The sequence below is a fragment of the Azorhizobium sp. AG788 genome (genome assembly GCF_943371865.1).
In the GTDB taxonomy this organism is placed as follows: domain Bacteria; phylum Pseudomonadota; class Alphaproteobacteria; order Rhizobiales; family Xanthobacteraceae; genus Azorhizobium.
On record NZ_CALRWL010000013.1, the window covers coordinates 52,595 to 74,419 of the forward strand.

22 protein-coding genes are annotated in these 21,825 nt (G+C 67.6%); 16 read left to right on the top strand and 6 right to left on the bottom strand.

Annotation, left to right across the window (positions count from 1 at the left end; translation table 11 throughout):
• Positions 1 to 3: 3 nt before the first annotated feature.
• Entirely contained in the window at positions 4 to 318 is a 315-nt protein-coding gene (locus AAG816_RS10050) for a DUF2849 domain-containing protein (RefSeq protein WP_341989470.1), read from the bottom strand.
• Between the two features lie 252 nt (positions 319 to 570).
• On the opposite strand from AAG816_RS10050, the gene cysD reads away from it, so the two are divergent.
• Both cysD and cysC read left to right on the top strand, forming a co-directional pair.
• On the top strand, positions 571 to 1,365 hold the full coding sequence (gene cysD / locus AAG816_RS10055; protein ID WP_341989471.1) for a sulfate adenylyltransferase subunit CysD: 795 nt from the start codon (positions 571 to 573) through the stop codon (positions 1,363 to 1,365).
• A gap of 11 nt (positions 1,366 to 1,376) precedes the next feature.
• Entirely contained in the window at positions 1,377 to 3,323 is a 1,947-nt protein-coding gene (gene cysC / locus AAG816_RS10060; protein ID WP_341989472.1) for an adenylyl-sulfate kinase, read from the top strand.
• On the opposite strand, the gene AAG816_RS10065 is transcribed toward cysC, so the two are convergent.
• Positions 3,269 to 3,685, bottom strand: a complete 417-nt coding sequence (locus AAG816_RS10065) for a helix-turn-helix domain-containing protein (protein WP_341989473.1) — start codon at positions 3,683 to 3,685, stop codon at positions 3,269 to 3,271. The two genes, cysC and AAG816_RS10065, sit on opposite strands and share 55 nt — an antisense overlap.
• A 99-nt stretch (positions 3,686 to 3,784) precedes the next feature.
• Between AAG816_RS10065 and AAG816_RS10070 the strand changes: the two genes are divergently transcribed.
• Complete coding sequence (locus AAG816_RS10070) at positions 3,785 to 4,765, top strand: quinone oxidoreductase (protein ID WP_341989474.1); 981 nt, start codon at positions 3,785 to 3,787, stop codon at positions 4,763 to 4,765.
• 216 nt (positions 4,766 to 4,981) lie between these two features.
• Here the strand turns inward: AAG816_RS10070 and AAG816_RS10075 are convergent, their stop codons facing one another.
• Positions 4,982 to 5,914, bottom strand: coding sequence for a nitronate monooxygenase family protein (locus AAG816_RS10075; protein ID WP_341989475.1), 933 nt, complete (start codon positions 5,912 to 5,914; stop codon positions 4,982 to 4,984).
• 193 nt (positions 5,915 to 6,107) lie between these two features.
• Here AAG816_RS10075 and AAG816_RS10080 point away from each other — a divergent pair, with 193 nt between their 5' ends.
• Positions 6,108 to 6,899, top strand: a complete 792-nt coding sequence (locus tag AAG816_RS10080) for an enoyl-CoA hydratase-related protein (protein ID WP_341989476.1) — start codon at positions 6,108 to 6,110, stop codon at positions 6,897 to 6,899.
• 54 nt (positions 6,900 to 6,953) lie between these two features.
• Positions 6,954 to 7,715 carry an SDR family NAD(P)-dependent oxidoreductase gene (locus AAG816_RS10085; protein WP_341989477.1) on the top strand — a complete coding sequence of 254 codons (762 nt, stop codon included), beginning with the start codon at positions 6,954 to 6,956 and terminating at the stop codon, positions 7,713 to 7,715.
• 43 nt (positions 7,716 to 7,758) lie between these two features.
• Here AAG816_RS10085 and AAG816_RS10090 read toward each other — a convergent pair whose 3' ends face one another.
• Entirely contained in the window at positions 7,759 to 8,784 is a 1,026-nt protein-coding gene (locus AAG816_RS10090) for an amino acid ABC transporter substrate-binding protein (RefSeq protein ID WP_341989524.1), read from the bottom strand.
• A 214-nt stretch (positions 8,785 to 8,998) separates the two neighbouring features.
• Here AAG816_RS10090 and AAG816_RS10095 point away from each other — a divergent pair, with 214 nt between their 5' ends.
• Positions 8,999 to 9,154 carry a hypothetical protein gene (locus AAG816_RS10095; protein WP_341989478.1) on the top strand — a complete coding sequence of 52 codons (156 nt, stop codon included), beginning with the start codon at positions 8,999 to 9,001 and terminating at the stop codon, positions 9,152 to 9,154.
• Between the two features lie 137 nt (positions 9,155 to 9,291).
• On the opposite strand, the gene AAG816_RS10100 is transcribed toward AAG816_RS10095, so the two are convergent.
• Positions 9,292 to 9,882 (bottom strand): protease inhibitor Inh/omp19 family protein, encoded by a 591-nt coding sequence (locus tag AAG816_RS10100; RefSeq protein WP_341989479.1) that lies wholly within the window; start codon positions 9,880 to 9,882, stop codon positions 9,292 to 9,294.
• Between the two features lie 295 nt (positions 9,883 to 10,177).
• Between AAG816_RS10100 and AAG816_RS10105 the strand changes: the two genes are divergently transcribed.
• From AAG816_RS10105 to AAG816_RS10150, 10 genes are all read left to right on the top strand, one after another.
• On the top strand, positions 10,178 to 10,948 hold the full coding sequence (locus AAG816_RS10105) for an SDR family NAD(P)-dependent oxidoreductase (protein ID WP_341989480.1): 771 nt from the start codon (positions 10,178 to 10,180) through the stop codon (positions 10,946 to 10,948).
• Positions 10,949 to 11,023: 75 nt separating this feature from the next.
• Positions 11,024 to 11,554 (top strand): CDP-alcohol phosphatidyltransferase family protein, encoded by a 531-nt coding sequence (locus tag AAG816_RS10110; RefSeq protein WP_341989481.1) that lies wholly within the window; start codon positions 11,024 to 11,026, stop codon positions 11,552 to 11,554.
• 53 nt (positions 11,555 to 11,607) lie between these two features.
• The gene (locus AAG816_RS10115; RefSeq protein WP_341989482.1) at positions 11,608 to 12,702 is read left to right on the top strand and encodes an AI-2E family transporter; all 1,095 of its coding nucleotides are present in this window, start codon (positions 11,608 to 11,610) and stop codon (positions 12,700 to 12,702) included.
• A 3-nt stretch (positions 12,703 to 12,705) separates the two neighbouring features.
• Positions 12,706 to 13,431 carry a chromosomal replication initiator DnaA gene (locus AAG816_RS10120; RefSeq protein ID WP_341989483.1) on the top strand — a complete coding sequence of 242 codons (726 nt, stop codon included), beginning with the start codon at positions 12,706 to 12,708 and terminating at the stop codon, positions 13,429 to 13,431.
• Between the two features lie 99 nt (positions 13,432 to 13,530).
• On the top strand, positions 13,531 to 15,699 hold the full coding sequence (locus tag AAG816_RS10125) for an RNA degradosome polyphosphate kinase (protein ID WP_341989525.1): 2,169 nt from the start codon (positions 13,531 to 13,533) through the stop codon (positions 15,697 to 15,699).
• Between the two features lie 31 nt (positions 15,700 to 15,730).
• Positions 15,731 to 17,218 carry an exopolyphosphatase gene (gene ppx, locus AAG816_RS10130; protein ID WP_341989484.1) on the top strand — a complete coding sequence of 496 codons (1,488 nt, stop codon included), beginning with the start codon at positions 15,731 to 15,733 and terminating at the stop codon, positions 17,216 to 17,218.
• A 326-nt stretch (positions 17,219 to 17,544) separates the two neighbouring features.
• Positions 17,545 to 18,783: a cyclopropane-fatty-acyl-phospholipid synthase family protein gene (locus AAG816_RS10135; RefSeq protein ID WP_341989526.1), complete on the top strand. Its 1,239-nt coding sequence runs from the start codon at positions 17,545 to 17,547 to the stop codon at positions 18,781 to 18,783.
• A 109-nt stretch (positions 18,784 to 18,892) separates the two neighbouring features.
• On the top strand, positions 18,893 to 19,642 hold the full coding sequence (locus AAG816_RS10140; RefSeq protein ID WP_341989485.1) for a hypothetical protein: 750 nt from the start codon (positions 18,893 to 18,895) through the stop codon (positions 19,640 to 19,642).
• A 113-nt stretch (positions 19,643 to 19,755) separates the two neighbouring features.
• A complete protein-coding gene (locus AAG816_RS10145) occupies positions 19,756 to 20,184 on the top strand; it encodes a Rieske 2Fe-2S domain-containing protein (RefSeq protein WP_341989486.1) in 429 nt (142 codons plus the stop codon).
• Between the two features lie 137 nt (positions 20,185 to 20,321).
• Positions 20,322 to 20,861, top strand: a complete 540-nt coding sequence (locus tag AAG816_RS10150) for a hypothetical protein (RefSeq protein ID WP_341989487.1) — start codon at positions 20,322 to 20,324, stop codon at positions 20,859 to 20,861.
• A gap of 43 nt (positions 20,862 to 20,904) precedes the next feature.
• Here AAG816_RS10150 and AAG816_RS10155 read toward each other — a convergent pair whose 3' ends face one another.
• Entirely contained in the window at positions 20,905 to 21,816 is a 912-nt protein-coding gene (locus AAG816_RS10155) for an FkbM family methyltransferase (RefSeq protein ID WP_341989488.1), read from the bottom strand.
• Positions 21,817 to 21,825 lie beyond the last annotated feature (9 nt).

The following is a 21,825-nucleotide window of genomic DNA, read 5'->3' on the forward strand; positions in this document are numbered from 1 at the left end:
GCTTCAGGCGGCGCCCGGCAACGCAACAGTGGGGCCGCCGACGCGGATGCGTTCGCGCAGATTGGCGGGCCGGGGGAGGCCGGCGGCATCGAGCACCACGGGGGCGGGATAGGCGCCGACCGCGCGGTTCTCATCGGCATTGGCGATGCCCAGCAGGCGCAGGGCTTCGGTGGAGGTGGTCACCACCGCCGCGTCGCCGATGTCCAGGCTCCAGCTGCCATCCGCCCGCAGCCACACCACCACGCCATCGCCGAGGCGGTTGGCGGTGATCACCGTCGGGCCGTTGATCTTGAGTTTCTGCTGCAGCGGCGAAGTCATGAAGGGCCAGATCCGTTTCGGTGCCGGTTTCCCAAATCACCGAATTTTTGATGTTAATTAATGAGGTTGACGTGGTTCTAAAGTTAAAATAGCGATCGCCATTATGCAATCGCAAATTAGGCGCTTGCCGATCGCCGCTCAGCGGCTGAATGCCTCGCGCACCCGGATGTGGTGCCGGCGCACGGTCCCGCTATCATGTGCAAGACGAAGGTGAGGGCCATGCCCGAGACGGCGGAGATGAGAACGTTGGAAATGAACCGCCTCGACGCGCTGGAAGCGCAGAGCATCTTCATCATGCGCGAAGCGTTCGCGCAGTTGCGGAAGGTGGCGCTGCTGTGGTCGCTGGGCAAGGATTCCAACGTCATGATCTGGCTGGCGCGCAAGGCCTTCTTCGGCCGCGTGCCTTTCCCCTGCATGCATGTGGATACGGGGCGCAAATTCCCGGAGATGTATGATTTCCGCGACCGCTATTCCAAGGAATGGGGCCTCGACCTGCTGCTGGAAGACTGCCCGCCGCTGGAGAGCACCGACCCCACCTTGCCCCCCGCCGCTCGCTCTGCCGCCCGCAAGACCGAGGGGCTGCGCCTGGCCCTGGCCAAGCACGGCTTCGACGGGGTGATCGCCGGCATCCGCCGCGACGAGGAGCCCACCCGCGCCAAGGAGCGCTTCTTCTCGCCCCGCGGCACCGACGGCGCCTGGAATGTGCGCGAGCAGCCGCCCGAATTCTGGGATCAGTACAATACCGCGCTGACCCCCGGCGCCCATCTGCGCATCCACCCGATCCTGCATTGGACCGAGCTGGACATCTGGGCCTACACCCAGCGCGAGGGCATTCCCGTCATTCCGCTGTATTTCTCCAAGGACGGCGTGCGCTATCGCTCCCTGGGCGACAAGGACATCACCTCGCCGGTGCCCTCGCTGGCCTCCACCCTGGACGAGATCCTGGCGGAACTGGCCACCACCAAGACCTCGGAGCGCTCGGGCCGGGCCATGGACCATGAGAGCGAGGACGCGTTCGAGCGTCTGCGCACCGCCGGCTATCTGTGAGATCATCCGTCATGTCCGTCAGCATCGCCTCCGTCCTTCCCGTGATCTCCGCCGATGCCCCGCCGGAGGCGCACTATGCGGTGCGCAGCCCCACGGAACGGGAATTGCTGCGCATCGTCATCGTCGGCCATGTGGACCACGGCAAATCCACCTTGGTGGGCCGCATCCTTTATGAGACCGGCGCGCTGCCCGACGGCAAGATCGAGATGCTGCGGGAAGTCTCCGCGCGGCGCGGCATGCCGTTCGAATGGTCGTTTCTGCTGGATGCGCTCCAGACCGAGCGCGACCAGGGCATCACGGTGGACACCACCCAGATCCGCTTCGCTACCAAGCAGCGCGACTATCTGCTGATCGACGCGCCGGGCCATGTGGAATTCCTGCGCAACATGATCACCGGCGCCGCCCAGGCGGATGCCGCCGTGCTGCTGATCGATGCCGCCGAGGGCGTGCGCGAGCAGACCCGCCGCCATGCCTTCCTGCTGCATCTCTTAGGCCTGCGCCAGGTGATCGTGGCGGTGAACAAGATGGACCGCGTGGGCTATGACCGCGCCGTGTTCGCCAAGATCGAGGCGGACGTCACCGCTTATCTGGACGGCTTCGGCCTGCATCCCACCTTCGTCATTCCCTTGTCGGCGCGCGATGGCGGCTTCGTCACGGAGCGGGCCGAAGGGGCGGAATGGTATGAGGGGCCGACCATCCTCGAAGGGCTGGACCGGCTGACCGCTCCCCCCGGCCTCGGCGACCTGCCGCTGCGGTTCCCGGTGCAGGCGGTGTACAAGTTTGATGAGCGCCGGATCATCGCCGGCCGCATCGAGAGCGGCCACTTGGCGGTGGGCGATGAACTGACCTTCGAGCCCTCAGGCGCCACCGCCCGCATCCGCTCGCTGGAAGCCTGGCCCGGCCCCGCGCCGCGCACGGCCGGCGCCGGCCGCTCCATCGGCCTGACCCTGGACAAGGACATCTTCGTCGCCCGCGGCGACGTGGCCGCGCATGGCAGCAACCGCCCGCGCGCCGCCCGCCGCCTCACCGCCCGGGTGTTCTGGCTGGCGGATACCCCGCTGAAGGCCGGCGCCGCCGTCACCGTGCGCCTCGCCACGGCGTCCGCCACCGGCATCGTCCGCGCTGTGGCCAGCGCCGTGGACCCGGCGAGCCTCGTCACCGAGGGCATTGCCGCGCTGGGCCGCAACCATGTGGGCGAAGTGGATATCGCCTTGCACCGGCCCTTGGCGGCGGATGCCTATGGCATCAATCCGCTGCTGGGCCGCATCGTCATCGAGGTGGATCGCAAGATCGCCGGGGGCGGCATCATCCTGTCCGCCACCAGCGAGGACAAATCCCCCGCGCCGCGCGGCGAGGTGGTGGCGGTGGCGTCCGCCGTGCGCCCGTCCGATCGGGTGGCGCGCTATCGCCATGGCGGCGCGGTGCTGTGGCTCACCGGCCTGCCGGCCTCGGGCAAATCCACCGTGGCGCGGGCGCTGGAAAAGCGCCTGTTTGATCTCGGCGGCGCGCCGCTGTTCCTGGATGGCGACACCTTGCGCACCGGCCTCAATGGCGATCTGGGCTTCGCGCCCGCCGACCGTTCGGAGAACATCCGCCGGGTGGCGGAGATGTCATCCTTCCTGGCGCACAACGGCCAGATCGCCATTGTGGCGCTGGTGTCACCGGCCGAGGCGGACCGGGCGCGGGCGCGGGAAATCTGCGGGCCGCTGTTCCACGAAGTGCATGTGCGCGCGCCCCTGGAGGTGTGCGAGGCGCGCGATCCCAAGGGCCATTATGCCCGCGCCCGCGCCGGCGAGATGGCCAATTTCACCGGCGTCAGCGCCCCCTATGAGGAGCCCCGGCAGCCGGAACTGGTGCTGGACACCACCGCCCCGCTCAGCCAGTGCATCACCGCGCTGGAAGACTATCTGGCCGGTGCGGGCGTGCTGGCGCCCTCCGATATCGACGCCTCGATCTGATCTGCGGCGGCAGGTCCTTCCTCCGCCAAAGGTCCTTCCTCTGCCAAAGATCCTGGCGCCGCCGCCAGGATCGCCGCCAGCAGGCCGGGAAAGCGCGCGTCCAGTTCGGCCCGGCGCAGCACATTGGTGCGGCCGTTGCCCAGATCCACCTGGCGGATCAGCCCGGCCTCCCGCAGCACGCGGAAATGATGGGTGCGGGTGGCCTTGGTCACCGGCATGGAAAAGGTGCCGCACAGGCGCGGCGCGCCGTCGCCCCGCGCCAGATCCAGCACCACGCCGCGCCGCATGGGGTCGGCCAGCGCCGAGAGTACCTTGCTCAGATCCATCTCGTCCGCGCTGGGATGCCACCCGCTGTCCGCCAATCGCCTGCTCCCGTATCCGTGCTGCAAGGTATGGCTTGCATAATACCTTATCTCCGATCAAGGTATGGCAGAAATCGTACCTTGTGAGGGAGAAAATCCATGACGGCAGCGCAGACGGTCCGCATCCATGCCTTCGGCGGCCCGGAGGTTCTGGCTCTGGAGAGTGTGGACCTGCCGCCGCCGGGCGCGGGCGAGGTGCTGATGCGCCAGACCGCCATCGGCTTCAATTATATCGACATCTACCAGCGCACCGGCATCTATCCGCTGCCGCTGCCCACCGGCCTTGGCCATGAGGCCGCCGGCGTGGTGGAGGCCGTGGGCGCAGGCGTGACCACGGTGAGCGTGGGCGACCGGGTCGCTTATATCAATGCCGGCATCGGCGCCTATGCGGACCGCCGCATCGTGCCCGCGGAGCGCCTGGTGGTGCTGCCCGACAGCGTTTCCGACGAAGAGGCCGCCGCGGTCATCTTCAAGGGCATGACCGCGCAATATCTGCTGCGCAAGACCTATGAGGTTCAGCCGGGCGATATCGTGCTCATCCATGCCGCCGCGGGCGGGGTGGGGCAGATCATGGCCGCCTGGGCCAAGGCTTTGGGCGCCTTCGTCATCGGCACCGCCGGCTCGCCGGAGAAGTGCGCCATCGCCAAGGCGGCGGGCTGCGACGTGGCGATCAATTATGCGCAGGCTGATTGGGTCGAGCAGGTGGTCGCCGCCAGCGGCGGACGCAAGGCGCGGGTGGTGTATGATTCCGTGGGCAAGGACACCTTCCTGAAGTCGCTGGATTGCGTGGCCCAGTTCGGCCTGGTGGTGCTGTTCGGCGGTGCCTCGGGCCCGGCCCCGGACATCTCGCCGGAACTGCTGTCCAAGAAGGGCAGCATCTATCTCACCCGCGCCTCCATCTTCCCGCGCAATGCGGACCCGGCGGACCTGCGTGCCAATGCGGCGGAGCTGTTCGCGGCGCTCAAGGCGGGCATCGTCAAGCCGGTGATCGCCGCCCGCTTCCCCCTGGCGCAGGTGGCAGAGGCCCACCGCACGGCGGAGGCGCGCACCAATGCCGGCGCGATCCTGCTGATCCCTTGATCAGGAGGCCATCTCCCGCCGGACCGCAGGGCTATCGCATATGGCCCCCCCTCGGAGTGGGGGGCTTTCTTGGAAGATCGTCATGCCCGGGCTTGGCCCGGGCATCCACGGGGATCGGCTTGGCGCTTGCTTTCCAGCCGCGCTCCGTCGGCCCGGCGTGGATGGCCGGGACAAGCCCGGCCATGACGAACCCGGAAGTCTTCCCGCCCGCCGCTCTCAGAGCAACCGCGCGGCGCTGTCGCGGGCGGCGGTGTATTCCGCGATCAGCCGGGCGCAGAGGTCGGCGGTGGGCGGGGCGTCGAAGATGGAGCCCACCCCCTGGCCGGCGGACCACACCGTCTTCCAAGCCTTGGCCTCGTCATCCAGATTGAGCTTGGCGTGGGCGGTGAGATTGTCCGGATCGAGCCCCGCCGCCTGAATGCTGGGTCGCAGGAAATTGGCATTCACCCCGGAAATGGCCGGGGTATAGACCACGTCGGCGGCGGCGGCGGTGAGGATCATTTCCTTGTAGCCGTCCGGGGCGGCGCTCTCGCGGGTGGCGATGAAGCGGGTGCCGAAATAGGCCAGATCCGCCCCCATGAGGCGTGCCGCCGCCGCGTGCGAACCGGTGGACATGGCCCCCGACAGGATGATCGTGCCGTCGAACACCGAGCGCACCTCGGGAATGAGCGCGAACGGGCTGAGATTGCCCGCGTGTCCCCCGGCCCCCGCCGCCACGGCGATGATGCCATCCACGCCCGCTTCCGCCGCCTTTTCCGCATGGCGCCGGCTGATGACATCGTGGAACACCAGCCCGCCATAGGAGTGCACCGCCGCCACCACATCGCGCACCGCGCCCAGCGAGGTGATGACCAGGGGCACCTTGTGCTGCACGGTGGCCGCCAGATCCGCCTGCAGCCGGCTGTTGCTGCCATGGACGATGAGATTGACCCCGAACGGCGCCGCGTCCGGCACGTCGGACAGGCGCCCGGAAATCTCGTCCAGCCAGGCCTCGTAGCCGGCGGTGGTGCGGGCATTGAGCGCCGGGAAGGTGCCCAGCAAGCCGCCGCGGCAGGTTTCCACCACCAGGTCCGGGTTCGACACCAGGAACATGGGGGCGGCGATGATCGGGGCTTTCAGGCGTCCGGCCAGGGCGGCGGGAAGGGGCATGCGGGGAAACCTCCACCAGGATGCGGATCCGCGCCGGCCGGCTGGCCCATCGGGACCCGTCTGTTTGTCTGGCGCGCACTGTGGGCTTGGGCGTCGGGGTCGGCAAGGGGTGGGGCGGCCCTTGCGGCCATGGCCCTTGATGGTGCAGCGTTACGCCCCGAAGCGGCCCGTCATGAGCCGCGCGGAGGACTGCATGTCAAACGCCGATCCTGTGCTGCTCGATGTGACCGGCGGCATCGCCCGCATCCGCTTCAACCGGCCCCATGTGCTGAACGCGCTCGACGAGCACGCCATCCTGGCCTTCAAGCGGGCGGTGGACACCATCGCCGAGCAGCGGACCGTGCGGGTGGTGGTGCTGTCCGGCGAGGGGCGGGCGTTCCTCGCCGGCGGCGACGTGGGGCGCTTTCACGACGCCGGCCCCGAGGCGGTGCATGTGGTGCGGGCGCTGATCGATCCGCTGCACGACGCCATGATCACCCTCTCCCGGCTGCGGGCGCCGGTGATCGCCAGCGTGCAGGGGGCGGCGGCGGGCGCCGGCCTGTCCATGGCGCTGGCAGCGGACCTGCTGATCGCCGCCGACGACGCCAAATTCTCCATGGCCTACAGCCGCATCGGCACCTCCCCGGACGGTTCGGCCACCTGGCATCTGCCGCGCATCGTCGGCTTGCGCAAGGCGATGGAACTGGCCCTGCTGTCCGAGACCATCGATGCCCAGGAGGCGCTGCGGCTCGGAATCGCCAACAAGGTGGTACCGGCGGCAAGCCTTTCGGCGGAGACGGACGCGCTGGCGGAGCGGCTTGCGGCGGGGGCCACCGCCGCGCTGGGGCGGATCAAGGCCCTGCTGCGGGCCTCGTTCGAGAACAGCTTGCCCGAGCAACTGGATGCGGAGCGCGATGCCTTCATCTCCAGCGCCTCCACCCGCGATTTCGCGGAAGGCGCGGCGGCCTTCGTCGCCAAGCGGATGCCGGTGTTCGAAGGTCACTGAGCGCCACGGCGCGCGGAGAATAATAGGCGCCAACGGCGCGGGGAGAACAGGCTCATGGAGATTACCGGACACGCCGCCGTCGTCACCGGCGCGGCCTCGGGGTTGGGCGCCATCACGGCGCGCACGCTGGCCGCCGCCGGCGCCAAGGTGGCGCTCTTGGATCGCGATCTGGCGGGGGCCGAGCGGGTGGCGCAGGAAATCGGCGGGCGCGCCTTCGCCTGCGACGTGGTGGATGCGGCCAGCGCCGAAGCCGCCGTGGCGGCGGCGAGCGCGGCCCATGGCCCGGCGCGCATCCTGGTGAATTGCGCCGGGGTGGCGCCCGCCGGCCGCATCGTCGGCCGCAAGGGCCCGCAGCCGCTGGAGGACTTCCGCCGGGTGGTGGAGATCAATCTGATCGGCACCTTCAACCTGCTGCGTCTGGTGGCGGCGGGCGCCGTGGGGCTGGAGCCGCTGGCGCGGGGCGAGCGCGGGGTGATGATCAACACCGCCTCCATCGCCGCTTATGACGGCCAGATCGGCCAGCCGGCCTATGCCGCCTCCAAGGCCGGGGTGGCGGGGCTGACCTTGCCGGCGGCGCGCGAATTCGCCAGCGTCGGCATCCGGGTGGTGGCCATCGCGCCGGGCATCTTCGCCACGCCGATGATGCTGTCCATGCCGCAGGAGGTGCAGGACAGCATCGGCGCCACGGTGCCGTTTCCCCCCGGCCTCGGCGCGCCGGAGGATTATGCGGCCCTGGTGGTGCACATCATCGGTAATCCGATGCTGAATGGCGAGGTGATCCGCCTCGACGGCGCCTTGCGCATGGCGCCGCGCTGAGCGCGGGAAACGGGCTGAGGGCGCTGAACCCGGCGGAGGCGATCTAACGCAAGGCGGGCGCGAATTGGAGCCCGCCGTCGCGGGTGAGGCGGTTGAGGCCGCGGGGGATGCCCAGACCGGAGCCGGCCCCCAGATTGCGGTCATAGACCTCGCCATAATTGCCGACGTCGCGCACGATGCGGGTCAGGGCGCCGGGCGCGAGGCCCAGCGCCTCGAACGGGTCGGGCTGCGCCGACAGGAGCCGTTCGGCTTCGGCGCTGTTGGGCGGGGTCGCCGCTTTCAGCGTGGCGCTGGAAATGCCGAGGGCTTCGGCCCGCACCATGGCGAAGTGGGTCCAGCGGATGATGGAGAACCATTGGGCATCGCCCTGGCGGACCACCGGCCCCAGCGGCTCCTTGGAGATCACCACGTCGGCGATGGCCTGCTGCGCGGGGGCGGCCATGAGGCGCCGCAGGGCGTAGAGTTGCGAGACGTCGCTGGTGATCGCATCGCACCAGTCGCTTTGATAGGCCTTCACCAAGGTGGCGGGGGTGGCGAAGGCCACCACGTCCACCTTCAGGCCGCGCGATTCGAAATAGTCGCTGGCATAAGTGTCGTGGGTGGTTCCGCTTTGCACGCAGATGCGCCCGCCGGCCAGTTGCTCGGGCTTGAGCATCCCGCGCTCGCCACGGGCCAGAAATCCTTGCCCGTCATAATAGGTGACCACGGGAAACTGAAGGTTCAGTTCGGCCTCGCGGCTCAGCGTCCAGGTGGAATTGCGCGACAGCACGTCCACTGCGCCATTTTGCAGGGCCGTGAAGCGGTTCGGCACATCCAGCGGCACGAAGCGCACCTTGGCCGGATCCCCCAGCACCGCCGCTGCCACCGCGCGGCAGAAATCCACGTCGAAGCCGTTCCAGGCGCCCCGCGAGTCCAGAGCGGCAAAGCCTGACAGCGACCGGTTGACGCCGCAGGCCAGCGTGCCGCGCGCCTGCACCGCCTTCAAGGTCTGGGCCTGCGCCGAGGCCGAGGAGAGCCCCCCCAGTGCCAAAGCAAGGCCAAGGGCGGCGCGGGTCCCCCCGCGCCGCAGGGAGCCGAAGACGGAGCCTCTGGGAGCGGGAACGGCGCATGGGCGGGGCAAGGCGCGTCTCCAACGGGATGACGTAGGCTACTACCGTCTCGGCGGATTGCAACGCTTCTTCTGCCGCAACGGCAGGTCGGGGTTGTTCACATTCATACTGGATCGATTGACTTAAATGTCTATAGATATGAGAATAGAAAAAATAGCGATAATGAGGTGTGAAATGTCCCCGCCCATGGTTCGTCGCTCGTGGCGCGACTGGGTTCTGTTCGGAGCGGCCTACGGGGTCATCCTGGGGGCGATTCTGTTCGCCTATCCCCCGTCCCAGGGCACGGCGCGTCCCGCATCGACCGTCAGCCATGGCATGGCTGCCCGCTGAAGTGTCACGGCGTGCGTCTTTGATGGCGTGTGCGAAAGAGCGGCGGCATCCCTCGGGCGGCGTGATCCGCCGGTGCGGCGCTGCTGATGCCGCGCAGAAGGCCCGCATTCGGCAGCCGTCAGCCGCCGCGGTGGCCGTCAGCGATCGAGCGCGATGGCCTGGTTGTTGTCGGAGAGAATGCCGGTAAAGCGGTTCGGCCCGGTGGGCTGCAGGCGGGCGGTGATCTTGCCCACATGATCCTGCAACACGATATCCGAGCCCATCACATCCCACCCCTTGGTCATGAAGATCTCGCTCGGGCAGGACACATCCGCCCGCGCCGCGAGGCCGCTCATGCCGCGATCCGTGGTCAGCGTCACCGGGCAGGTGTGCTGGCCGGCGTCCCAGGCCAGGGTCCAGGCGCCCGCCAGCTGTTCCTTGGTGCTGCCGGCGGCATAGGCATTGCCGGCCGGGGTCACCGGCGGCGGCGTCAGGGGGACATTGCTGGCCACCGTGCGCGGCGTCACCGCGGCGCCGGCGCTGGATGCGGTGGCGCCGGTGGCAGGACGCAGCGGTTCTGCGGAGGCGATGGGGGGCACGGCGGAACTTTCCACCGAGGCGGTGGGCGCGGACAGGATGCGTTGCGAGTCGACGGCACTGGTCTTGGTGCCGAAGCCGTCGAGTTCAGTGCTGCAGGCAGCCAAGGCGACGGCGCTGAACAGCACGGCCCCAACGGTTAACACCTTCATTCACAAAGCTCCGCGCGTGGCCGCAACCCTGCCGGACCCGCCATCGTGACATCCCATCCACCGATGCTACGCCTAAAGGGTTACCGGCATCTTTTCAACGATCGGCGTCGCTCGCACGGCCCCGAATTCACGCTCAGGGTTCCCTTGGAAGATGGCGAGAGAATGACCCGGCAGACCTGAAGCTTTCCCGGCTCAGAACCGCCGCCCGGCCCCGGCGCCTGCCGCCGGGCGCATGGACGCCCGTGTCGTGGCGCGCTATGTCCGCGCTTTCCGCCTTTCCCCGCAGGAGAATCCCATGTCCCAAGCCCTTGATCCGAAGACGCTCACCGTGGTCGTCACCGGTGCCACCTCGGGGATCGGTGCGGCGACGGTGCGACGCTTCGCCTCCGTGGGCGGCAAGGCGGTGGCCATCGGTCGCCGCGCCGATCGTCTCGAGGCCCTGGCGGCGGAATTCCCCGGCCTGGTGCATCCCGTGGTGCTGGACGTGCGCGACTATGCCGCCACCGAAAAGGCGCTGGCCGAACTGCCGGAGGCGTTCCAGGACTACAATGTGGTGTGCCCAAATGCCGGCTTGGCCCTGGGCCTGGAGCCGGCCCAGGCGGCGAACATCGCCGATTGGCAGACCATGATCGACACCAATGTGACCGGCGTGACCTACACCGTGCGCGCGGCGCTGCCGGCCATGGTCAAGCGCGGGCAGGGGCATGTGGTGTTCACCGGCTCGGTGGCCGGCGACTATCCCTATCCGGGCGGCAATGTGTATGGCGCCACCAAGGCGTTCGTGAAGCAGTTCGCCCTGAACTGCTGGGCGGATCTGGCCGGCACCGGCGTGCGCGTGACCAATATCGAGCCCGGCCTCACCGAGACCGAGTTTTCCCTGGTGCGGTTCCGCGGCGACGATGCCAAGGCGGACAAGATCTATGAGGGCACCGCCCCCATGACCGGCGAGGACATTGCCGAGCAGGTCTATTTTGCTGCCACATTGCCGCGCCATGTGGTGGTGCTACGGATCCAGGCCGTGGCCGGCCAGCAGGGCTTCAGCCCGCTCGCCATCAAGCGCGGCTGAGGACCGTGCGCGGAGGCTGAGACCACTGACGGCCGTCGGCCTCCGCCGGCGGCGCGCCGCAGGGAGGGCAAAGCCGTGAACCTGCCGAACATCATCACCATCGGCCGGCTGCTGATCGTGCCGGTGGTGGTCTGGGCCATCACCGCCGACGAGCCCATGCTGGCGCTGGCCTTGTTCGTGCTGGCGGGCGTTTCGGATGCCATCGACGGCTTCATCGCCCGGCGCTTCAACCTGCGCACGGAACTGGGGGCCTATCTCGACCCGCTGGCGGACAAGGCGCTCCTGGTCTCCATCTACATCACCTTGGCGGTCGCGGGCATGATGCCGCGCTGGGTGGCCATTGCGGTGGTGTCGCGGGACGTGATGATCGTGGGCGCCATCATGCTGTCCCTGGTGATGGCCCGCCCGGTCGCCATCCAGCCGCTGGTGATCTCCAAGGTGAATACGGCGGTGCAGATCGCCTTTGCCGCGCTGGTGCTGGCCCGCGAGAGCTTCGACTTGACCCTGGATGAGCCCTTCCGCCTGGGATTGGTGATGGTGGGGCTCTTGACGGGCCTTTCCGCTGCTGCCTATCTCGCGGCATGGACACGCCACATGGCGCGTTGAGCCGCCGTCGGGCCGTTCTCGCAGCCCCGGCCGGCACCCGGGGGACACAAGCGATGAGGCTTCAAGGACAACTGCGCTTCTGGATCGGTGCGCTGGTGGTCCTGGTGCTGGTCACCTGGGTGCTGCGGGCGATCCTGCTGCCGTTCGTCATGGGCACGGCCATCGCCTATTTCCTGAACCCGCTGGTGCAGCGCCTGAACCGCATCGGCATCGGCCGCATCCCCGCCACCCTGGTGCTGGTGGGCCTGCTGCTGCTGGTGGTGTTCCTGCTGCTGCTGGTGGTGATGCCTTTGTTCATCAGCCAGCTGTTCGACTTCATCCAGAAGATGCCGTCCTACGTCTCGCGCCTCCAGGGGCTGCTGACGGAGGAGAATCGCGACTGGGCCGACCAGTTCTTCGGCGCCCGCCTGCCGGAGATCCAGCGCTCGCTCTCGGAAATCATGTCCCAGGGCGTCACCTATCTGCTGGGCCTGCTGACCTCGATCTGGTCCGGTGGCCAGGCGCTGCTGTCGCTGTTCGCCCTGATGGTGGTGACGCCGGTGGTGGTGTTCTACGTGCTGTGCGACTGGAACAGCATGGTGGAGACCGTGGATTCCTGGATCCCGGTCCACCAGCGCCCGGTGGTGCGGCGCCTTGGCCGCGAGATGGATCTGGCGGTGGCCGGCTTCGTGCGCGGCCAGGCCCTGGTCTGCCTGCTGCTGGGCAGCTATTACGCCATCGCGCTCGGCATGGCGGGGCTGAATTTCGGCTTCCTCATCGGCATCGTCTCGGGGCTCATCACCTTCATTCCCTATGTGGGCTCCCTGACCGGGCTGGTGCTGGCCATGGGGGTGGCCATCGTGCAGTTCTTCCCGGACTGGACCATGATCGGCACCATCTTCGGCATTTTCATCCTCGGCCAGACCATCGAGGGCTATGTGCTCTCCCCCAAGCTGGTGGGCGACAGCATCGGCGTGCATCCGGTGTGGCTGATGTTCGCTCTGTTCGCCTTCGGCTATGTGTTCGGCTTCGTCGGCCTGCTGCTGGCGGTGCCGCTCACCGCGGCGGTGGGGGTCCTGGTGCGGTTCGGCTTCCGGCAGTATTTTCACAGCACGCTCTATACCGGGGCTGACCTGCCCAAGGACGAGCCGGTGGGCGGGCCGCGCTGAGCCATGACCGGACGCGACGCCAAATCCCGCCAATTGCCGTTCGACCTGCCGGCGCCCCCGGCCATGAGCCGGGACGATTTCCTGGGCGCGCCCGGCAATGCGGCGGCGCTGGCGCTGATCGATGCCTTCCCCGACTGGACGGCGCGGGTGGTGTGCCTGGTGGGGCCGCCCGGCGCCGGCAAGAGCCATCTGGCGGCGGTGTTCGCCGCCAAGGCCGGCGCGCTGACCCTCAAGGCCGGCGATCTGGCGCGCGCCGAGGTGCCGGCGGCCCTGGCCACCGGTGCCCTGGTGGTGGAGGATCTGGAGCCGGGAACCTTCGACGAGGCGGCGCTGTTCCACCTGTTGAATCTCGCCCGCGAGCAGCACGCCTTCGTGCTGCTGACCATGCGCACCTCCCCGGCGTTGTGGCCGCTGGCCACGGCGGATCTTGCCTCGCGGTTGCGGGCGCTGCCGAAGCTGGAACTGGCGGTGGCGGACGACGCGCTGCTGGCGGCGGTGCTGGTGAAATTGTTCGCCGACCGCCAGATCGTGGTGGACGACGCCATCGTGCAGTTTCTGCTGCGGCGCATGGAGCGTACGGTGGAGGGCGCGCAGGCCCTGGTGCAAGCCATCGATCGGGCGGCATTGGCGGCGCAGCGGCCCGTCACCCGCGCGCTCGTCGCCCAGGTGCTGCGGGAGGAGATGCCGGGCCCCGATGGCAGCGCCCCGCGCGAGGACGATGAAGAATAAGCATTCGTGGCCGTCATAGAGTGGTCATGCAAGGCGGCCATGGTCCGCGCGAAACCGGGGGACCCATCGATGAGTGCCAACGAGACCGCAGCTTTCGCCATGGTGCAGGAAGCGGACGCCGAGGGCGTCGCCGAGACCGCACTGAGCGAACTGGCCGCTTCCCCGGAACGGTTCATCAATCGCGAAATCTCCTGGCTGCACTTCAATCGCCGCGTGCTGGAGGAAGCCTCCAACCGCAGCCATCCCCTGCTGGAGCAGCTGCGCTTCCTCTCCATCTCCGCCAACAATCTGGATGAATTTTTCATGGTCCGCGTGGCGGGCCTGAAGGAGCAGGTGCGCGAAGGCGTCACCCTGGCCACCCCCGACGGCATGCTGCCCGGCGAGCAATTGACCCGCGTGGTGGCCGAGGCCGGCACGCTGATCTTCGATCAGCAGGCCCGCTGGCTGGAATTGCGCGCGGACCTGGCCAAGGTGGGCATCCTTCTTGTGGATGGCGCCGATGTGAGCGCCGACGACCTGACCATGCTGGAAACCCATTTCCTGCATCACGTCTTCCCGATCCTGACCCCGCTGGCCATCGATCCGGCCCATCCGTTCCCGTTCATCCCTAACCTCGGCTTTTCGCTGGCGCTGCAACTGGTGCGCCAGACCGACGGGCGCGGGATGACCGCGCTGATCCGCATTCCCGCCAAGGTGGAGCGCTTCATCCGCCTGCCGGAGCGTGAGCCGGGCGTGATGCGCTTCATCACTTTGGAGCAGATGACCACTTTGTTCATCGGCCGCCTGTTCCCCGGTTATGCGGTGAAGGGGCAGGGGGTGTTCCGGGTGATCCGCGACAGCGACCTGGACGTGGAAGAGGAAGCCGAGGATCTGGTCCGCCTGTTCGAGACCGCGCTGAAGCAGCGCCGCTACGGCGAGGTGATCCGCATGGAAGCGGATGCCGGCATGCCGGACGAACTGCGCAACTTCGTCGCCCGCGAACTGGACGTGCAGGACGACGAGATCTTCGTGGTCAAGGGCGTGCTCGCCCTCAACGAATTCTCGCAACTGGTGTCAGTGGACCGGGCGGACCTGAAGTTCCCGCCCTACAACGCCCGATTTCCCGAACGCATCCGCGACCATGGCGGCGACTGCTTTCTCGCCATCCGCGAGAAGGACATCCTGGTTCACCACCCCTATGAATCCTTTGATGTGGTGGTTCAGTTTCTCCGTCAGGCTGCTCGAGACCCTAACGTCGTCGCCATCAAGCAGACCCTCTACCGCACCTCCTCCGACAGCCCGATCGTGAAGGCGCTGGCCGAGGCGGCGGAAGCCGGCAAGTCGGTGACGGCGCTGGTGGAGCTGAAGGCCCGCTTCGACGAAGAGGCCAACATCCGCTGGGCGCGCGATCTGGAGCGGGCCGGCGTGCAGGTGGTGTTCGGCTTCATCGATCTGAAGACCCATGGCAAATTGTCCATGGTGGTGCGCCGCGAGGGGGCCAATCTGGCCACCTACTGCCATGTGGGCACCGGCAATTATCACCCCATCACCGCGCGCATCTATACCGACCTGTCGTTCTTCACCGCCGACCCGGTGATCGCCCAGGACGTGGCGCGGATCTTCAACTTCATCACCGGCTACGCCCAGCCGGGCGAACTGGACGCCATGGCGGTGTCGCCGGCCACGCTGAAGCCGCGCATCATGCGCCACATCGCCGATGAGATCGCCTTCGCCAAGGCCGGCCGTCCCGCGGCCATCTGGCTGAAGTGCAACTCGCTGGTGGATCCGGAGATCATCGACGCGCTCTATGCGGCCTCGTCCGCGGGCGTGAAGGTGGATTGCATCATCCGCGGCATCTGCTGCCTGCGGCCGGGCATTCCCGGCCTCAGCGAGAACATCCGGGTGAAGTCCATCGTCGGACGGTTCCTGGAGCACAGCCGGATCTATTGCTTCGGCGCCGGCCACGGCCTGCCGCACCCCAAGGCGATCGTCTACATCTCGTCCGCCGACCTGATGACGCGAAACCTGGATCGCCGGGTGGAAACCCTGTGCCCCATCACCAATCCGACGGTGCACGAGCAGGTGCTCGACCAGATCATGGTCGCCAACCTTATCGACAACGAACAGAGCTGGTGGGTGTTGCCCGATGGCTCCTCGGAACGCATAGTCCCGGCGCCGGGCGAAGAATCGTTCAACGCCCATCGTTATTTCATGACAAACCCGAGCCTGTCTGGACGTGGAAAGTCTCTCAAAGATTCTTCGCCGCGCAGTCTCCTCGTCCGACGCTAGGGACGATGATCGACTGGGCCTCTCCACCTTGATGGCGGGGAAAGGTCCGGTCGCGGTCATCGACATCGGGTCCAATTCGGTCCGCCTCGTGGTCTATGAGGCGGTCACGCGGTCCCCTGTGCCCTTGTTCAACGAGAAGGCGCTGTGCGGCCTCGGCCGGGAGGTGCTCTCCACCGGGCGCCTGCCGGAAGATGCTGTCCAGAAGGCATTCTCCGCGCTCCGCCGGTTTCGCGCTTTGTGCGATGCCATGGGGGTGGGCACGGTGCATGCGCTGGCCACCGCCGCCGCGCGCGATGCGGAGAACGGCCCGGCCTTCATCGCCGAATGCGAGGCCATCTGCGGCGCGCCCATCGAGATCCTGACCGGTCGGCGCGAGGCGGAACTGGCGGCCTATGGCATCGTCTCCGGCGTGTATGAGCCGGACGGCGTGGTGGGCGATCTGGGCGGCGGCTCGCTGGAATTGGTGGATGTGCGGCGCACGCAGGTGGGGGCCGGCATCACTCTGCCCCTGGGCAGCCTCGCCTTGCAGGACCGTTCATCCAAATCCCTGAACAAGGCCGACAAGATCGTCCGCGAGGCGGTGCGCGAGGCGCCCGTGCTGTCGGAAATGGCCGGGCGCACCTTCTATGCGGTGGGCGGAACGTGGCGGGCGCTGGCCCGGCTGCACATGTTCCAGAAGGACTATCCGCTGCATGTGATGCACGGCTACCGCATCCCGGCCAAGGAGGCGCTCGAGTTCACCCGCCTCGTGCATCGCGCGGACGCGGAAACGCTGGCGCATATCGATGCGGTCTCCAACGCCCGCCGGCCGCTGCTGGCCTATGGCGCGCTGGTGCTGGAAAACGTGGTGCGCGCCGGCCGTCCGGCCGAGGTGGTGATCTCCGCGCTCGGCGTGCGCGAGGGGCTGCTCTATGCCTTGCTGAACCCGCAGGAGCGGGCGGCGGACCCGCTGCTGGAGGCGGCGCAGGAACTCAACATGCTGCGCTCCCGCTCGCCGCTGCACGGCGAGGAACTGGTGGCGTGGACCGGCGCCTTCTTCCGCTCCTCGCCGGTGATGGAAGAGAGCGCGGAAGAGGTGCGCCTGCGGCAGGCGACCTGCCTGCTGGCGGATATCGCCTGGCGGGCGCATCCCGATTATCGCGGCGAGCAGAGCCTGAATGTGATCGCCCATGCGGCCATGGTGGGCATCGACCATCCCGGCCGCGCGTTCGTGGCGCTGGCGGTCTATTTCCGCCATATGGGCCTGGCGGAGGAGGGGAACGCCCCGGCGATCCTGGGGCTGATCTCCCCCGGCATGCTGGATCGTGCCCGGGTGCTCGGCGCCGCCATGCGGGTGGCCTATATTCTGTCGGCGGCCATGCCGGGAATCCTGCCCCGCATGCCGCTGGTGGTGAAGGACACTACGCTGGTGCTGACCGTTCCGGCGGACATGGCCAATTTGATCAACGACCGCGTCCACACCCGCCTGCGCCAATTGGCGCGGCTGATCGGGCGCGAACCGGTACTGACCTTCGCCTGACGCTGCCATCGGCCGCCGCGAAATGGGCATGGCCGGGTGCCGGCCCCTGGGTGGGTTTGCCTTCGGGCGCGAGACCGCGATAAGGTTGCAGTCCTGATCAATGATCGTGGTGGGGACCGCGGGCGCCAAGGGTTGGGCCGGATGCGAGGGGGCGTTTCGACCTTGCCTTCGGACCATGCATCTTGGAAGCGGACCTCATGGCGGTGATGTGATCATCCCGTCTCCCCGGGCGATGCGGCGCAAAGGGAGCGGTTGGCGAGGGCCGGCACGGGGGTGCCGGTGTCCGTTCGCGCGTGTGCGGCCGCAACAAGGTTGCAATCGTGTCCATGCGCCTCCTCTCCCATTTGCTCCGTCGTTTCATCGAGAAGGGGCGGCTCACGGTGATCACCCCGGACGGGGCGCGCCACAGCTTCGGCTCAGGGGGGGACGGCCCGGTCCTGGTGGCACGCTTTGCCGATGACCGGCTGGCGCGGGAGCTGTTCCTCAATCCGGAATTGAAGGCGGCGGAAGCCTATATGGATGGTCGCCTGACCTTCGAGGAGGGCGGGACTGTCTACGACCTGCTGCTGCTGTTCTCGGTCAACCGCAAGGGCCTGGCCGCCCATCCGGTGCAGAAGGGCCTGCGCAAGGTGTGGCGCGCTTTGCGCGGCCGCCAGCAGGCCAATCCGCTGGGCAAGGCGGCCGAGAACGTCAAAAGCCATTACGACCATCCGGCGGAATTCTACCGGCTCTGGCTCGATGAGAGCATGAGCTATTCCTGCGCCTATTTCGACTTTCCGGACCAGCCGCTGGAGGCCGCCCAGCGCAACAAGATGCGCCACATCGCCGCCAAGCTGAAACTCTCCCCCGGCATGCATGTGGCGGAGATCGGCTCCGGCTGGGGTGGGCTTGCCATCTATCTGGCCCAGACCTGCGGCGTGACCGTCTCGGGCATCAATGTCTCGCCCGACCAGCTGGCGGAATCCCGCCGGCGGGCGGAAGCGGCCGGCGTATCCGACAAGGTGCAGTTCATCGAGCAGGACTATCGCGAACTGACCGGCACCTATGACCGCGTGGTCTCCATCGGCATGATGGAGCATGTGGGGGTCAATCATTTCGACGATTACTTCTCCACCCTGCGCGGCCTGCTGAAGCCCGGCGGCTTTGCTTTGGTGCATGCCATCGGCCGCATGTCGCCGCCCGGCACCACCGCGCCGTTCATCCGCAAATACATCTTCCCCGGCGGCTATGTGCCGGCGCTGTCGGAAGTGATGGCCTCCACCGAGCGGACCGCACTGTGGGTGTCCGACTGCGAGGTGCTGCGGCTGCATTATTACTGGACCATCCGCGCCTGGCGGCACCGCTTCATGGCGCGGCGGCCGGAGGTGGTGACCATGATGGGCGAGCGTTTCGCCCGCATGTGGGAATTCTATCTGGTGGCGGTGGAACTGGGCTTCCTCAACGGCTCCAACATGGTGTTCCAACTGCTCCTGAGCGCCAACCGCGACGACGTGCCGGTGCAGCGCGATTACATGCTCGACCAGGAGCGGGCGCTGGCGCATCTGGAACCGCCTTTGCCGGTCTGAGGCCGCGGGCACCGGATCATCGCGGCGCCCCGGCATAGCTTTTGCAGCAACACCCGATGTCCGGATCGGGCCGACATATCGGCCCGCGCGCACCATCGGGGAAGCCGTCATGACCGACATGGCCGAGTTGCAGACGCGCAAGCAGCCCATCAATCTCGCCATCGTCCATGTGGATCCCGATGCGTTCCTGGCCAGCTTCATGGGCTGGCTGGAGATCACCGCCTTCATCACCGCTTTGCGCGCCGGCACCGCGGCCATGCCCGCCGATGGCGTGACGCCAGCCCTCAGCGCCGACGATCTCAAGGGCAGCGGGGTGCAGGGGGTGGGCAATGACGCGCTGTTCGCCTTCTGCATGACCGCAGCCCTGAGGGGGGACGCCGCTGCCGTGGATGCGGTGGAGGCGGGGCTGGTGGCGCGGCTGGGGCCGGAGTTTCCGGGCTCCCTGGGGCTCGGCTATTTCCGGGCGGACAATCCAAATCCCATCCTGCTGGAGGATTTTGTCGGTCAGGCCGGACGCAAATGGTTGAAAGGCGACAGGCCGCCGCCGCCGCTGCGGGCCAAGGAAGACTGGAACACCGGCCTGCGCTTCTTCGAAAAGGCCCGGAAATCCAATTTCGTGCAGGAAATCCTCTATCCGCTGGCGCGCTGGACCCGGGAGCGCTGGACGGTGATCGCGGAGAAGGAGCCGGCCTTCCTCCATCACATCGAAGACAATTTGCCGATCCTGCGCGAGGCGCTGGAAGACCCGCGCAACGACCAGCCCTTCATCGCCAATCTGCTGCTGAAGGCGGCCCCCGCGGTGGATATGGAACTGACCGAGGAATATCAGGGGTTTTTGCGCTCGCTCGCCCGCCGCTAGGCGCGCCCTGCGGGAAAGCCGACACGCCCGCATGGCGCGGATCTTGCGATGTCCTCCCCACTGTCTGCTTCCGCACAGAGCGGGGCAGCGCGCATTCCGGGAGGGCACGGTCCATGACTGAACTGTTCGCCATTTGCTCCACCTATGAGGTCGATGACGGCGGCGCCCGCGGCTTCGTGCTGGCGCGCCTCGACGAGGCCGGCGCCAGCAAGCCGTGGCCGATCATCGTCACCCGCAAGGGCAATGCCTTCTATGGCTTCGAGAATGCCTGCCCGCACCAGGGCACGCGGCTCGATACCCTGCCCGGCGAGTTCCTCGATGACGACGGCAATTTCCTCACCTGCGGCAAGCATCGGGCGCAGTTCGATCTCGACACCGGCCACTGCTTCATCGGCCCCTGCCAGGGCAAGGACCTGACGCCGATCCCGCTGGTGATCGACGATGGCGACATCTGCCTGACCGGCATCGCCATGGCCGAGGAGGACGGAATGGATGTGGAGGACCCCAATGAGGTTCCCGAGGTGATGATCACCGCCGATTGACGCAGGCATCCCCGCCTGCCGACCCCATGGGCGCGCCAGACAGCGCGTCAGATCCCGACGTCGCGGGTCGCCCGGCAGACCCGCCGTGGCGAACGACGGCCGCATTCCGGCATCCCCTCGTCACACAGGATCATCCCATGACTGCCCTTGCAGATACGCCGTTCGCCAAGCTCGAAGCCGAAGGCCGGCTGCTCAAGCCCATGCTGGCCGGCGACACCCATGTGCCCGGCCGCTTCGGCTATCGCGGCGAGATCGCCTTTGATGGCCCCGAGACCCTGCTGAAGGAAGTGTTCTCGGTCTCCGAGAGCGGCAAGCCGGCGATCCGGTTCCTGGCCGGCTCCATCGCGGCCTATGACAGCCTGCCGCAATTGGTGGAAACCTTCGGCGCGGCGTTCGATGGCGAGGGGAATTACTTCATCTACATCGCCGATCTGGCGCGGGGAAACCGCTTTCACCTCACCTTCGGCGACGTAAAGATCTACGCCATCTCCATCGACGAGACCTCGGTCTATAACGAGCTGATCGACACCTTCTACGTCGACAAGATGAAGCTCAAGAAGTTCGACACCTCCGCCAAGCTCGATGCGCTGGCGGATGTGGGCCTGAAATATGCGTCGCTGTCGGACTATAAGGACGTGTCGTTCGAAGACGGCCTGAAGATCAAGAACGCGGCCTGACGCCACCCGCCGTCATCGGCGGTTTCCATTCAGCGCTGTCGTGTCAAAGCCCGGCGGCAATCGGTTCCGCCGCCGGGGCGAGGGCGAGGTCCTGGCGCAGGGCCGCCAGCAGCATTGCGTCGCCGGTCTTGCGCACCAGTTCCAGGGCGAGATCCCAGAAGCCATAGACGCCGGCCAGCACCGCCGCGGGAATGGCCTCTTCGCGCGTCATGCTCTCGGCGCCGGTGCGCGGAAAGCTGGCGCGCACATATTGCGCCTGAGCCCAGAACAGCTGGCCGTTCGACACCTGCGTCACCGCCCGGGGCGCGGGGTCCGCGTGCAGCAGCATCTGGGCGTGGGCGGCGGGCACGTCCTCCAGCGGATAATGGGCCATGGTTTCCAGCCGCCACAGCACGAAACCCTGGTCGCGCAGGAACCGGTCCACGTCGCAGAACAGGTTCTGCCCGCTGTAGATCGGGTTGAACTCCACCTCCGCATCGATCAGCGCGCAGTGGCTCAGCGCCTCGATCCCGCCCTTGAGAATGTCCAGTTCCGAGCCCTGGGTGTCGAGCTTGAGCGCGCTCACCTGCGCCACATCCAGATCCCGCAGCACCCCATCCAGCGGACGGCACGGGATCTCCACGGTGTGGGTGGTCATCACCTCGGCCAGGGCCGGGCAATGCGCCACCAGCGCCGGGATCGGCTCGTACAGCGAACTGCAGGCCGGCTGCTTCGTCACATACAAGGTGCGTGGCCCCTCGGTCTCGGCAAGGCCCAGGGGCACATAGCGCACGTTCGCCGGGCTGGCCGCCGCGAGCCGTTCGCATTCTTCCGGGTCGGGATCGAAGCCGATGATGCGGGCGTGGTCCCCCAGCGCCGCCCAGCGGTCATGCACGCCCCAGCGTGCCCCCACATCCACCAAGGTCAGTGGGCCGGTCAGCGCGGACAAAAGCGTGTCGAGTGCGGCTTGCGACATGACGGGGCC